This is a genomic window from Bradyrhizobium sp. IC4060 (genome assembly GCF_020193715.1).
GTDB classification, from domain to species: Bacteria; Pseudomonadota; Alphaproteobacteria; order Rhizobiales; family Xanthobacteraceae; genus Bradyrhizobium; species Bradyrhizobium yuanmingense.
In genome coordinates, this window is record NZ_JADYVJ010000001.1 from 467,330 (window position 1) to 480,087 (window position 12,758).

Consider the following 12,758-nt stretch of genomic DNA (forward strand, 5'->3'; position numbering starts at 1 on the left):
AGTACCTGCAACATCATACCGTTCCGCATATTGCTGATGTGCCGTGCTAAAATTGGTCCCGCCGCCGGCCAGCGCAAAGCCGGCTAGCATATTTGCCGAGACCCGAAAATCGGCCCCGACGGCGGTCGTGGCGCTATAGCCAACGTCCGCGGCGCGGCGTCAATACGAGCCAACGGCTGCGACACACCGCATCAATAGACTGAGACAAAAGAGCAAAAACTAACCCACGGCCAGAATGAGCGACGACTGCACGACGACTAGTCCGACGGACGCTTCCGGATTGAATGACGATGTCGCCCCGATATCGTCCCTGCTGCCGGCATTCGGCTTCAGCGCCGATCAGATGGAGACGGAGGCGAACATCGCAGCGTGGCGGGAAGCCGTCGCCACGCTGTTCGAGGTGGACGAGCTCGCCGCCGGCGAACCGGGCCCGTTTCGCGCCGACCTCAGCTCCTACGCCATGGGACCGGTGCTGATCGGGCTGAGCCGTGCCAGCGGCCAGCGTTTCCGCCGGACGGCCGAAACGATCGCGCGCAGCGGCGTCGACCACATCATCCTCCAGCTCTATCTGAAGGGCGGCTATGACGGCGTTGCCGGCACACGGCCGATGCGCGTACGCGCCGGCGACATCTGCCTGTTCGATCTCGCCCAGGCGCTGGAGACCAAGGCGACGGCGTTCGAGAATGTCACGCTGGTCGTGCCGCGCCCGATGTTCGCCGCCCATCTCTTGCGGGTCGATGATTTGCATGGCCTGGTGCTGCCGGGCAGCAGCGTGATCGCGCGATTGCTGGCGGGGCATCTCACCGCCCTGTTCGAATTTGCCCCGCGCATGAGCCTCGACGAATGCCAATCCGTGGTCGAGGGCACGGTGTCGCTGCTGGCCGCGTGCCTTCGCAACGAAATCGAACGGGGCGAGGCCGATGCCGACCATGGCGTCGCGGCAAGCCCGTCCTTGATGCGGATCCGCCAATATATCGAGGCTGGCCTTGCCAGCGAGGATCTGTCGGCCAATTCGATCGCCGCCCATTTCGGCCTGTCCCGGGCCTCGCTGTACCGGCTGTTCGCCCCGGTCGGCGGCATCGCCGACTACATCCGCAGCCGCCGGCTGCACCGCGCCTTCTTCGACCTCGCCGATTCGGGCGCGCGGGGCCCCCGGATCAGCGAGGTGGCACGGCGCTGGCAGCTCGGCACCGACGCGCACTTCACACGCTCGTTCAAGGCCGCCTACGGCATCACGCCCCGCGCCGCACGGGAGGCCGCCCTGCTCGGCCGGCAGCGCGGCAGCGATGGAGCGAGCAGCGCGACGATTTCCCGCTGGATGCGCGAGATCGCGCCGCCGAGAGCGGAGTGACCGCTAGACGTCGCCGTAGGCCGCCTCGGCCGGACGCGTGGTGCGGCCATAGCCGATGATCATGCAGAGCGCGCCGATGATCGAGAGGTTCTTGAGCGCGTCGACCAGCATCTTGGCGTTGTCGGGCGCCGCCATGTTCCAGAAATCGTAGAACAGGACGGTCGCCACGGCGACGTAGACGATCAGCAGCATCGCGAAGAAACGCGCGCCGAAATTCAGCGCGATCATCAGCCCTGCAATGATCTCGAGCCCGCCGATCGCGATCGCCAAGAGCTGCGGCGTGGTCATGGCGGTCGCCGTCTCGACCTGCTGGGCATAAGGCGCGACGACATCGGGCACCACGAGCTTGGTTGCGATGACGTCGGCGGTGGCCTGGATGGCAAACAGCTTGGTCGCGCCCGTGTAGATGAACAGCACGGCGAACAGGATTCGCCCGAAAGTCACGAACGCTGGCATGATCGGCCTCTTGGCAAGCTCGGAGCGCAGAACGCTTGAGGAGATTATGGAGAGTCGTGCGCCGGTTTACAAACGGGGAAATGGCGAACTGATAGGAATTCAAAATTGCCGGTCTCTTCCCTTCTCCCCCTTGTGGGAGAAGGTGGCTCGCCGCGAAGCGGCGAGACGGATGAGGGGTATCTATCGGCACGGGCAACTCGCGAGATCCCGACTCGCGGAAACAACCCCTCATCCGGCGCCACGGCCGAAGCTTCGCTTCGGCGTCGCTAAGAACGGCGGCCGAAGGCCGCCTATGCCACCTTCTCCCACAAGGGGAGAAGGATTGCACCTCCAGCGGCGCGACAGCGGTGCCTTACGTAAACAACGTCGGCTGCTGCCGCGAGGCGCGTTCCTGCGCTTCCACCACGGCCACGGCCGTCATGTTGAGGATGCCGCGTGCCGTCACCGAGGGGGTGAGGATATGCGCGGGGCGCGCCGGGCCGACCAGGATCGGGCCGACGGGCAGCGCGTCCGCCAGCGACTTGATCATCTGATAGGCGACGTTGGCAGTATCCAGGGTCGGCATGATCAGGATGTTGGCCTCGCCCTCCAGCTTGGAATGCGGCAGCACCATCCTTCGCGCAGCTGCGGAGAGCGCGGTGTCGCCCTGCATTTCGCCGTCGGCCTCGATCTCCGGATGCTTGTCCTTCAGAAGCTGGGTCGCCAGCCGCATCTTGCGCGAGGAATCGGTGTCGTAGCTGCCGAAATCCGAATGCGAGACGAAGGCGATCTTCGGCTTGATGTTGAAGCGCTGGACGTGGACCGCGGCGAGCGATGCGATCTCGGCAAGCTCCTCCGCGCTCGGATGGGGGCGAACTTGCGTGTCGGCGATGAAGAAGGCGCCTTTGCTGGTGATCAATAGCGCCAGCGCCGCATAGTCGCTGATTCCAGGCGAGAAGCCGACGATCTCGCGGACGTGGCGCAGATGGCTCATGTAGCGGCCCTCGACGCCGCAGAGCATGGCGTCTGCTTCCCCGCGCGTCACCGCAAGCGCGGCGATCACCGTATTGTTGGTGCGCACCACGGTGCGGGCTGCATCCGGCGTCACGCCGCGGCGACCGGCGACCTCGACATAGGACTGCACGTAGGAGCGGTAGCGCGGATCGTCCTCGGGATTGACGAGGTCGAAATCCTTGCCGGCCCGGATCGAGAGGCCGAAGCGCTTGATGCGCGCCTCCACGACCGACGGACGGCCGACCAGGATCGGCCGCGCCAGCTTTTCCTCCAGCACGACTTGCGTGGCGCGCAGCACGCGCTCGTCCTCGCCTTCGGCATAGATCACGCGCACCGGCTGGGTCTTGGCCTTGGCGAACATCGGCTTCATGACGAGGCCGGAGCGGAAGGCGAAGCGCTCGAGCAGCGCGGTGTATTCGTCGAAATTGGTGATGGGGCGCGTTGCGACGCCCGATTCCATCGCCGCCTTCGCCACGGCCGGCGCGATGCGCAAGATCAACCTGGGATCAAAGGGGCTCGGGATCAGCGAGCCCGGACCGAAGCCCTGCGTCTCGCCGGTGTCGAAACCCTGCGCGACGGCATCCGACGGCGCCTCGCGCGCGAGCTGCGCGATCGCCTCGACGGCGGCCTGCTTCATCTCCTCGTTGATCGCGGTGGCGCCGACGTCGAGCGCCCCACGGAAGATGAAGGGAAAGCAGAGGACATTGTTGACCTGGTTCGGGTAGTCGGAACGGCCGGTGCAGATCATGGCGTCGGGGCGCGCCTTGCGCGCCTCTTCCGGCATGATTTCCGGCACCGGATTGGCGAGCGCCATGATCAAAGGCTTGTCGGTCATCGCCTTGGCCATCTCCGGCTTGAGCACGCCCGGCGCCGAGAGCCCGATGAAGATGTCGGCGCCGCCGATCACGTCGGCGAGCGTGCGCTTGTCGGTCTTCTGCGCATAGACCGCCTTCCAGCGGTCCATCGAGGTGTTGCGGCCCTCGTGCACGAGGCCGTCGATGTCGCAGACCCAGATGTTCTTGCGCTGCGCGCCCATCGAGACCAGGAGATTGAGTGTCGCGATCGCCGCGGCCCCTGCCCCCGACGCGACGATCTTGACCTCGGACAGCTTCTTGCCGTTCAGCCTCAAACCATTGGTGATGGCGGCGGCGACGATGATCGCAGTGCCGTGCTGGTCGTCGTGGAAGACCGGAATCTTCATGCGCTCCTTCAAGCGCGCTTCGATCTCGAAGCATTCCGGCCCGCGGATGTCCTCCAGATTGATGCCGCCGAAGGTCGGCTCCAGCGCGGCCACGGTCTCGACCACACGGTCGATGGTGTCGGCGGCGATCTCGATGTCGAACACGTCGATGCCGGCGAATTTCTTGAACAGGACCGCCTTGCCTTCCATCACCGGCTTGGAGGCCAGCGGACCGATATTGCCGAGGCCGAGCACCGCGGTGCCGTTGGAGACCACGGCAACCAGATTGGCGCGCGTGGTGAGCGTGGCCGCCTCGGCCGGGTTCTTCGCGATCTCGGTGCAGGCCGCGGCGACGCCTGGCGAATAGGCCAGCGCAAGGTCGCGCTGGTTGGCAAGCGGCTTGCTTGCCTGGATCTCGAGCTTTCCAGGGCGCGGCAGACGGTGGTAGGCGAGCGCCGCCTGGTGGAGATCATCAGAATAGGACGACATGCGGTGTCTCGCCTCGCGTTACCGGCCTCAAAAATGCGATTCGACGGCCCAAGCGGACCGTATTTCCGGGTCATGGAAACGGGATGAAGCACGGCCGAAGGCCCGGTGGCAACATCCGATTGCATCCCCGTCAACAGGGCGCGCCGTCAAATATTTGAAACCATAGCTTTCTCTGGACCGCGCGGCGTTTCGCGAATATGGCAGGTTGCGCGATCCAAAATCGGCAATCGGAGCTGGGAATGAAGCGAATCCTGATCGGCCTCGTCGTGGCAGCGGTGCTCGCCGCGGGCGGATGGTTCGGCTTCAATCTGTATGTGCAGAACCGGGCGACCGCCGAGGTCGAGGCGGTGTTCGCGCAGATCCGCTCGGGTGGGGGCAAGGCGAGCCATGGCAAGATCGGGTTCGAGCTCGCGACCCGGACGCTGACGGTGGAGGACATCAAAGTCGAGCCTGCCCAGGCGCAGCTCGCCACCTTGAAGGTCGCCAAGATCACGGCCGTCGGTGTGCGCCAGCCGGACGAGGCTCGTTTCTCGGCCGACAGCATCGAGGCGTCGGGCGTCGAGGTCGGCTTTACATCCACCGAGCGGATCACCGTGAAGGCGAACTACAAGCTCCCGCAGATCACCGCGCGCAATTTTTCCGGCCCGACCCGCGCAGAGGGCACGCCGGTGACCGGCTCGATTATCGACATGTACCGCTTCATCCTCGCGCAATACGCGAACATCTCGGCGTCGGAGATCGCGGTGCCGACCCTCGAGGTCAACGTCGATGCGGGCGGCAATGCCGGCGGCGGTGATTATGTCTATTCGGGCGTGTCCATCCAGAACGTCAACCGGGGCAAGATCGAAACGGCGAAGATGGACCGCGTCGCCCTTACGGTCGACCTGACCCAGCCGGGCAGGCCCGCGAAGATGACCGGCGAATTGTCCGGCCTGGCCATCTACGAATTCGACCCAACCGCCGTGAGGGCTGCGCTCGATCCGCAAGGATCGAACGACGACAATTTTCACAGGATCTATCGGCGCATCTCGGTCAACTCCTATGTCGTGACGGCGGCTCCCGGCATGCGCATGCAGGTGGACGGGTTCACCTTCGACGACATTGCCATCCGGCCCTCGAAATTCCGGCCGGCCGAGATCATCGCGCTGGTGCCGGCCGACGGCTCGATCCCAACGCCGGCACAGTCGCGTGACATGATCGAGAAGGTGGCCGACCTCTTCGACGGCTTCCAGATCGGCAAGGCCGAAATTGGCCGGCAAACGGCCGAGACGCCGCAAGGGACGGGACGGCTCGACGCGGTCAAATACGATCAGGACAGAATAACGCTGGAGGGCCTCGACATCCCGATGCCGCAGGGCCAGTTCAAGATGGACCGCTTCGCGTTGAAGTCCTTCAGCGTGGCAAATCTGATGCGCTGGGCGGCGAGTCTCCAAACGCCGGGACGGCCGCCCTCGCCCGATCAGATGGTCGGCCTATTCCGCGTGCTCCAAGGTGCCGAGATCAAGGGCGTGGTCTCGCCGTACAAGACGACGCGGCAGCTCTTCACCATCGATACGATCAGCCTGAACTGGGGGGAGTTCGTCGGGCCGATCCCGAGCAAGGTCAATCTGGTCGTGAAGATGGTCGCGCCGACCGATCCCGACAATCCGGCGCTGCAGCCGCTGATCGTGGCAGGCGTGGACAAGCTGGCGATCGATCTGGATCTCGGCGCGGCCTGGACGGAATCGTCGGGCGCGTTCGCGCTCGCCCCCGCTACGCTCGATCTCGGCAACCTCGCCAGGCTGCAGACCCGCGTCGCGCTCGTCAATGTGCCGCGCGGCCTGTTCACGACCGACCCGGCGCAGGCGATGGGTCAGGCAGCGCTGGTCGAAACCGGCGCGCTTGAGGCCTCGCTGCGTGACGGCGGCGTGGTCGATCTCGTCGTGGCGCAGTTCGCACGCATGCAGAATGTCAGCCGCGATGCTGCCCGCAGCGCCATCGTCGCGATGATCAGGGCGCAAGGCGAGAAGATTGCAGGGACCAATAGCGATGCCAGGGGCGCGGTCGACGCGCTCGCCGGATTCGTGGAAGCGCCGGGGCAGACGCTGACCATTAAGCTGACGCCCCGCGCCAAGGTGCCGTTGATGCAATTGATGCAGCTCTCGCAAACCGACCCGCAGAGCGCGCTGGCGCAGTTCAGGATCGAGGCCTCGACGGGGCTGTAGGGAAGAGACAGGCGGCTCTCTCCTCCTCGTCATTGCGAGGAGCTCTTGCGACGAAGCAATCCAGACTCGTTACGCGGAAAGATTCTGGATTGCTTCGCTGCGCTCGCAATGACGAGGAGGAGAGAGCGCGCTTTTCCGCGCACGAGGAGAGGCGTAGCCTCACCTTCACTTCTGCGGCAGGTTCACCCGGATGTGCAGCTCGCGGAGCTGCTTCGTCGTGGCTTCCGACGGGGCGCCCATCAGGAGGTCCATGGCCTGCTGGTTCATCGGGAACAGCGAAATCTCGCGCAGATTCGTGGTGCCACAGAGCAGCATCACGATGCGGTCGACGCCGGCGGCCATACCGCCATGCGGCGGCGCGCCGTACTGGAAGGCGCGGTACATGCCGCCGAAGCGGTCGACCACTTCCTGCTCGCCGTAACCTGCAATCTCGAACGCCTTCACCATGGCTTCCGGCACGTGGTTGCGGATGCCGCCCGAGGCGATCTCGTAGCCGTTACAGGTGATGTCGTACTGGAACGCCTTGATCGTCAGCGGATCCTGCGACTTCAGCGCCTCCAGGCCGCCCTGCGGCATCGAGAACGGGTTGTGCGAGAAGTCGACCTTCTTGTCGTCCTCGTTGTACTCGTACATCGGGAAGTCGACGATCCAGGCGAGCTCGAACCGCTCCTTGTCGGTGAGGTTCAATTCCTCGCCGACCTTGTTGCGGGCGAGACCTGAGAACTTCCAGAACTTGTCGGGATCGCCGGCGACGAAGAAGGCGGCATCGCCTTCCTTGACGCCGAGCTGCGCGCGGATCGCGGCGGTGCGCTCGGGCCCGATGTTGTTCGCGAGAGGACCTGCGCCCTCGCCGCCCTCGCGCCACATGATGTAGCCGAGGCCGGGCTGGCCCTCGCCTTGCGCCCACGAGTTCATGCGGTCACAGAAGGCGCGGCTGCCGCCGCCCGGTGCCGGGATCGCCCAGACCTGGTTCTTGGGATCTTCGAGCATGCGCGCGAACACCTTGAAGCCGGAGCCGCGGAAATGCTCGGAGACGTCCTGCATCTCGATGGGATTGCGCAGGTCCGGCTTGTCGCTGCCGTACTTGCGCAACGCCTCGGCGAACGGAATCCGGCGCCAGCCCTTGGTCACCGGCTTCCCCTTGGCAAACTCTTCAAAGACGCCCGTGATCACAGGCTCCATCGCCGCGAAGACGTCTTCCTGCGTTACAAAGCTCATCTCGACGTCGAGCTGGTAGAACTCACCGGGCAGACGGTCGGCGCGCGGGTCCTCGTCGCGGAAGCAGGGCGCGATCTGGAAGTAGCGGTCGAAGCCCGACATCATCAGCAGCTGCTTGTACTGCTGCGGCGCCTGCGGCAGCGCGTAGAACTTGCCGGGATGGATGCGCGACGGGACGAGGAAGTCGCGCGCGCCTTCCGGCGAGGACGCGGTCAGGATCGGCGTGTTGAACTCGAAGAAGCCCTGCCCCTCCATGCGCCGGCGCATCGACTTGATGATCTCGACGCGCGTCATGATGTTCTGGTGCAGCTTCTCGCGACGCAGATCCAGGAAGCGATACTTGAGGCGGATGTCTTCGGGATATTCCTGGTCGCCGAACACCGGCAGCGGCAGGTCGCCGGCCGGGCCCAGCACTTCGATCTCGCTGATGTAGACCTCGACCTTGCCGGTCGGCAGATCGTCATTGTCGGTGCCCTCGGGGCGGCGGCGGACCTTGCCGTCCATCTTGACCACGAATTCCGAGCGCAGCTTTTCGGCCAGCGAGAACGCCGGCGAGTCCGGGTCGACCACGCACTGGGTCAGGCCGTAATGGTCGCGCAGGTCGATGAACAGCACGCCGCCATGGTCGCGGACGCGATGGACCCAGCCGGAGAGGCGGATGGTCTCGCCGATATTGCTCTCGCGGAGCGCGCCGCATGTATGTGACCGGTAGCGATGCATGGTCGTCCCAAAATCAATGTCTGAAGGAAGCGAATCGAACGGCCCGTGATTGCCGGTCCGAAGTTGCGGCAGGGTTTACCCCGGCAGGACGGGGGCGGCAACCGAGGGAACGGCCGGATTTGGACCTCAGGTGCCCATTTTTGGCTTATCCGGGGGCGAACCTTTGCCGATTGACGTTCCAGCCCTATCTTGAGGTCATGACGGTGCATTTCCCCTTCCAGAACTCCTATTCGGCGCTGCCGGACAACTTCTTCGCCCGCGTCGCGCCGACCCCCGTCGCCGCGCCCCGGCTGATCAAGCTGAACCGGCCGCTGGCGGTCCAGCTCGGGCTTGATCCTGATGTGCTGGAGACCCCTGAAGGCGCGGAAATCCTGGCCGGCAAGACGGTTCCCGCCGGAGCGGATCCCATCGCCATGGCCTATGCCGGGCACCAGTTCGGGCATTTCGTGCCGCAGCTCGGCGACGGCCGTGCCATCCTGCTCGGCGAGGTCATCGACAAAGACGGCGTCCGCCGCGACATCCAGCTCAAGGGAAGCGGCCCCACCCCATTCTCCCGCCGCGGCGACGGCCGCGCGGCGCTCGGCCCGGTCTTGCGCGAATACATCGTCAGCGAGGCCATGTTTGCGCTGGGCATCCCGACCACGCGCTCGCTCGCCGCGGTCGTCACCGGCGAGCACGTCATCCGCGAGACCGCGTTGCCCGGCGCGGTGCTGACCCGCGTCGCCTCCAGCCACATCCGCGTCGGCACCTTCCAGTTCTTCGCCGTCCGCCGCGACACCGAGGCGATCCGCCGGCTCGCCGATCACGTCATCACGCGCCATTATCCGGACCTGCTCCACGCCGAGCGGCCGTATCACGCGCTGCTCGCCGCCGTGGTCGCGCGCCAGGCCGAGCTGATCGCGCGCTGGCTGCTGGTCGGCTTCATTCACGGCGTGATGAACACCGACAACAGCTCGATCTCGGGCGAGACCATCGATTATGGCCCGTGCGCCTTCATGGATTCCTACAATCCTGCCCAGGTGTTCTCCTCGATCGACGAGATGGGCCGCTACGCCTATGCCAACCAGCCGCGCATCGGCTTGTGGAATTTGACGCGGCTTGCCGAATGCCTGCTGCCGCTATTTTCGGACGACCAGGAGAAGGCCGTCGCCGAAGCCCAGGACATTCTCGGCGCCTTCTCGGACCAGTTCAGCGCGGCCTATCAGGCCGGCTTGCGCAGGAAGGTCGGCCTGTTCACGGAGCGCGACGGCGACGATGCGCTGATCCAGGACCTGCTCGATGCTATGGCCAAGAACCAGGCCGACTTCACCCTCACCTTCCGCAAGCTCGGCGAGGCCACTGGCGATGAGGCTGCCGACGTGCGCGCCCAGTTCATGGAGCCCGCAGCGTTCGACGAATGGGCCGGCCGCTGGCGCGCACGCATCGCGCTGGAGCCGCAAACCGCCGCCGAGCGCCAGGCCGCCATGCACGCGGTCAACCCGCTCTTCATCCCGCGCAACCACCGCGTCGAGGCCGTGATCCAGGCCGCGGTGAACGACGACGATTACGCGCCGTTCGAGGAGCTGGTGCAGGTGCTGGCGAGGCCGTTCGACGACCAGCCGGAGTATGCGGCCTACGCCGATCCGCCGCTGCCGGATCAGCGCGTGTTGCAGACGTTCTGCGGGACGTGAGGCAAGCGGAATATGCATCCCGAATGGCGCCTCGAAGTGGCGGAACTACTTGTTGCCCGACGCTATTCGGAAGCGCTCACGCTGGTTCGCCAAGCGATCGAGGAAGGCAACATGTCCGCACGCGTGATTCTCGCGAAGATGGGCGAGAATGCAGGCCTCGTGCGTGATGAGGTCGATCGTCTGATCGATGAGGTCGAAACTACCATGGCCCCCGCAGACGTCGAAACGCATCTCGAATTGAGTAGCGCGTATGACCGAAGGCTCGGCAACCTCCCCTATCTCGAGAAGGACAGGCGGTGCTTCGATCACCTGCTGAAAGCGGTCGAACTCGGAGCCGGACCGGTTTACACGACCGCGCTGGCCATCAAATACGGGATGGGCACGCTGTCCGTTGAGGCCAATCAGGACGAGGCCGTCCGCTGGCTCAAACATGCAATCCAGCAAGGTAGCGTTGAAGCCGCCGATCAATTGCAGAGGCTCTATCGACACATCGAGCAAACGCGGCGCAAACGCGAGATCTCCGGCAGCAATGCGTCCGCCCACTCGGTCACTCTGGTCCAGCGAACTGAGAGCGATCGGTCGTGATCACGCAACTCCCGGACGACTTTCGGTTCTCCGGACCCGAAATGCCGCTCTGCTCCCTCGCAATTCGGATCGCAGACCTCGCAAAACGCTTCGGCTTCACGTTGATCCATTATCAGGACGACGGCCTCGGCTGGGCCGCCTCGATGTTCGTGAGGCTGGAATCCGGGCGGCCCCTCTTTCTGACCGAGCACGCGCATGCAGTCGAGCACCTCGGCGCAAAGGGCCCTGTGGTCGAGGTTGATGCGCAAGATATCGCGGAGATCGATGTCAAACCATTTGTCGGCGAAGTGTTGGAGGCTTTCCAGCTGTCACTCCAGGATGCCGACTGGATCACGCCGGTCGACAGGGCCTATGCGCGCGATTGGATCCGCTGGTGGGCCGACCATGTTGCGAAGCGAGATCGAGCGGGCAACGGAGAGTCGCCGACATGAATGATCCACTCACTGCCGACGAGATCGAGGCGATCAAAGCGCGATGCGAACAGGCTACCGCCGGTCCGTGGAAATCGTTCATCGAGACGCGCGAGAATATCAGCGGATCTGACTTCATCCAGACCGAAGGCGAGGATATTTACCTCACCGGCGCAACGGAAGCCGATCAGGACTTCATCGCTCACGCGCGGCAGGACATTCCAAGACTGATCGCCGAAATCGAGCGTTTGCGCACGATCGATCGTTAACCCCCTACTTCGTCGCCTTCCTGACGCCGCCGAACGATGCCACGTCGAATTTCTGAGGATCGACGGTCTCGTAACGTGACCACTCCATGTCCGGCATCTTGCCGTAGCGTTCGTTCCAGGCCTTGTCCGTCGTCGTGTTGCCGGGTGCGACGGGGCGGAGCTCGAAATGCAGCACCTTGTTTGAGCCGATCTCGCCGATCGTGTCCTTCGCTTTGACGGTCGCTCCCACCCTAAGTGTCTCGCCTTTCGGACCGACCACGCGGCCGAGCTGGACGTAGCGCGTGTAGACGATGCCGCCATTGGGATAGGTGTGCTTGAGCACGACGTATCGGCCGCAGCCGCCGATCCCGGGAAAATCGGCCGGCGCCTGCTCGCCGGTCTCGATCTTGACGATAACGCCGTCCGCCATCGCTGCCACCGGAGCGCCCGGCTTGTCGGCGGTGAAATCGACACCGGGATGCTCGTCGTGGGTCCAGCATCCGCAGGATGTCATCGTCGTGTCCGCCGGCTTGTCGGCACGTGGAAAGCTGCGCGGGGTCAGGAATTCGCTGACCAGCAGTCCCGGCCCGTCGGGCGAGGTGAAGGCATGGATCGCATAAAGCGAGAGCTTGCCGCCGACCGGCACCTCGTTCGGGAGAAACCCGTAAACCACGTCCTGCATGAAGACCTTGAGCTCGCGCCCCTTGGCGGAGCGCACCGTGATGCAGTTGGTCGCCTGCAGGCTGTCGGCATCCTGCTTGGGCAAGCCGCTCATGATCAGAGACCGCTTGAGCGCTCCGTTGGCACACGGCTCGCCGTGAGAGGCCAGCGTGACATCGAGCTTCAGCGGCGACATTGGGTAGACGTCCATGCCGGTGGCGGGCCGCCGGCGCGCCAGGAATTCGTCGAGATCGGTCTCCTTGTAGCGGGCGAAGTTGAACTCGGCCGCGGTCGCACGCGGACCGGTGCTCAACACGGCAAGCAGGACGGAGAGAGAAGCAAGCAATCCCAGCTTGCGGAAGACTCGCGGCGGCATTGGGGAAACTCGTGATGCAATGAGGCTTGGACCAGCAAACCATGACCGCATCTTCACGGCAAGGTAGCTCCTTCACTGCAGCGCAATCGTGAGGCGCCGTCCGCGTCGCATCTGCCCCCGGAGGCGTGTCCACATCTTCAGCAGGCCGCGGGAACCGCTGTCATCAAACTGAAACACACGCGCTCTAACGGGCTGAGA

10 protein-coding genes are annotated in these 12,758 nt (G+C 64.7%); 6 read left to right on the forward strand and 4 right to left on the reverse strand.

The genetic code is table 11. The features are described 5' to 3' along the window. The first annotated feature begins 235 nt into the window (after positions 1–235). A complete protein-coding gene (locus I6F16_RS02295) occupies positions 236–1,351 on the forward strand; it encodes a helix-turn-helix domain-containing protein (protein ID WP_225114140.1) in 1,116 nt (371 codons plus the stop codon). 3 nt (positions 1,352–1,354) lie between these two features. On the opposite strand, the gene I6F16_RS02300 is transcribed toward I6F16_RS02295, so the two are convergent. Continuing rightward, on the reverse strand, positions 1,355–1,807 hold the full coding sequence (locus I6F16_RS02300) for a DoxX family membrane protein (protein ID WP_036000486.1): 453 nt from the start codon (positions 1,805–1,807) through the stop codon (positions 1,355–1,357). Between the two features lie 352 nt (positions 1,808–2,159). After that, positions 2,160–4,469 (reverse strand): NADP-dependent malic enzyme, encoded by a 2,310-nt coding sequence (locus I6F16_RS02305; RefSeq protein ID WP_225114141.1) that lies wholly within the window; start codon positions 4,467–4,469, stop codon positions 2,160–2,162. A 239-nt stretch (positions 4,470–4,708) separates the two neighbouring features. On the opposite strand from I6F16_RS02305, the gene I6F16_RS02310 reads away from it, so the two are divergent. Then, positions 4,709–6,673: a hypothetical protein gene (locus I6F16_RS02310; RefSeq protein WP_109143973.1), complete on the forward strand. Its 1,965-nt coding sequence runs from the start codon at positions 4,709–4,711 to the stop codon at positions 6,671–6,673. A gap of 165 nt (positions 6,674–6,838) precedes the next feature. Here I6F16_RS02310 and aspS read toward each other — a convergent pair whose 3' ends face one another. Next, a complete protein-coding gene (aspS, locus tag I6F16_RS02315; RefSeq protein WP_225150929.1) occupies positions 6,839–8,611 on the reverse strand; it encodes an aspartate--tRNA ligase in 1,773 nt (590 codons plus the stop codon). 197 nt (positions 8,612–8,808) lie between these two features. On the opposite strand from aspS, the gene I6F16_RS02320 reads away from it, so the two are divergent. The 4 genes from I6F16_RS02320 (at position 8,809) to I6F16_RS02335 (ending at position 11,545) form a co-directional block, all read left to right on the forward strand. Continuing rightward, the gene (locus I6F16_RS02320) at positions 8,809–10,281 is read left to right on the forward strand and encodes a protein adenylyltransferase SelO (RefSeq protein WP_225114158.1); all 1,473 of its coding nucleotides are present in this window, start codon (positions 8,809–8,811) and stop codon (positions 10,279–10,281) included. 12 nt (positions 10,282–10,293) lie between these two features. Continuing rightward, positions 10,294–10,866, forward strand: coding sequence for a hypothetical protein (locus tag I6F16_RS02325; RefSeq protein ID WP_225114143.1), 573 nt, complete (start codon positions 10,294–10,296; stop codon positions 10,864–10,866). Positions 10,867–10,967: 101 nt separating this feature from the next. Then, a complete protein-coding gene (locus I6F16_RS02330; protein WP_225150934.1) occupies positions 10,968–11,297 on the forward strand; it encodes a hypothetical protein in 330 nt (109 codons plus the stop codon). Then, entirely contained in the window at positions 11,294–11,545 is a 252-nt protein-coding gene (locus I6F16_RS02335) for a hypothetical protein (RefSeq protein WP_225114145.1), read from the forward strand. The genes I6F16_RS02330 and I6F16_RS02335 overlap by 4 nt, the downstream gene beginning before the upstream one ends. 4 nt (positions 11,546–11,549) lie before the next feature. On the opposite strand, the gene I6F16_RS02340 is transcribed toward I6F16_RS02335, so the two are convergent. Then, the gene (locus I6F16_RS02340; RefSeq protein WP_225114146.1) at positions 11,550–12,560 is read right to left on the reverse strand and encodes a M23 family metallopeptidase; all 1,011 of its coding nucleotides are present in this window, start codon (positions 12,558–12,560) and stop codon (positions 11,550–11,552) included. Between the last annotated feature and the right edge of the window lie 198 nt (positions 12,561–12,758).

What these genes read in the sequence shown, in the direction of transcription:
- I6F16_RS02295 (WP_225114140.1), top strand. Translation starts at nt 236, where the DNA reads ATGAGCGACGACTGCACGACGACTAGTCCGACGGACGCTTCCGGATTG.
- I6F16_RS02300 (WP_036000486.1), bottom strand. Translation starts at nt 1,807, where the DNA reads ATGCCAGCGTTCGTGACTTTCGGGCGAATCCTGTTCGCCGTGCTGTTC.
- I6F16_RS02340 (WP_225114146.1), bottom strand. Translation starts at nt 12,560, where the DNA reads ATGCCGCCGCGAGTCTTCCGCAAGCTGGGATTGCTTGCTTCTCTCTCC.
- I6F16_RS02320 (WP_225114158.1), top strand. Translation starts at nt 8,809, where the DNA reads ATGACGGTGCATTTCCCCTTCCAGAACTCCTATTCGGCGCTGCCGGAC.
- aspS (WP_225150929.1), bottom strand. Translation starts at nt 8,611, where the DNA reads ATGCATCGCTACCGGTCACATACATGCGGCGCGCTCCGCGAGAGCAAT.
- I6F16_RS02310 (WP_109143973.1), top strand. Translation starts at nt 4,709, where the DNA reads ATGAAGCGAATCCTGATCGGCCTCGTCGTGGCAGCGGTGCTCGCCGCG.
- I6F16_RS02325 (WP_225114143.1), top strand. Translation starts at nt 10,294, where the DNA reads ATGCATCCCGAATGGCGCCTCGAAGTGGCGGAACTACTTGTTGCCCGA.
- I6F16_RS02335 (WP_225114145.1), top strand. Translation starts at nt 11,294, where the DNA reads ATGAATGATCCACTCACTGCCGACGAGATCGAGGCGATCAAAGCGCGA.
- I6F16_RS02305 (WP_225114141.1), bottom strand. Translation starts at nt 4,469, where the DNA reads ATGTCGTCCTATTCTGATGATCTCCACCAGGCGGCGCTCGCCTACCAC.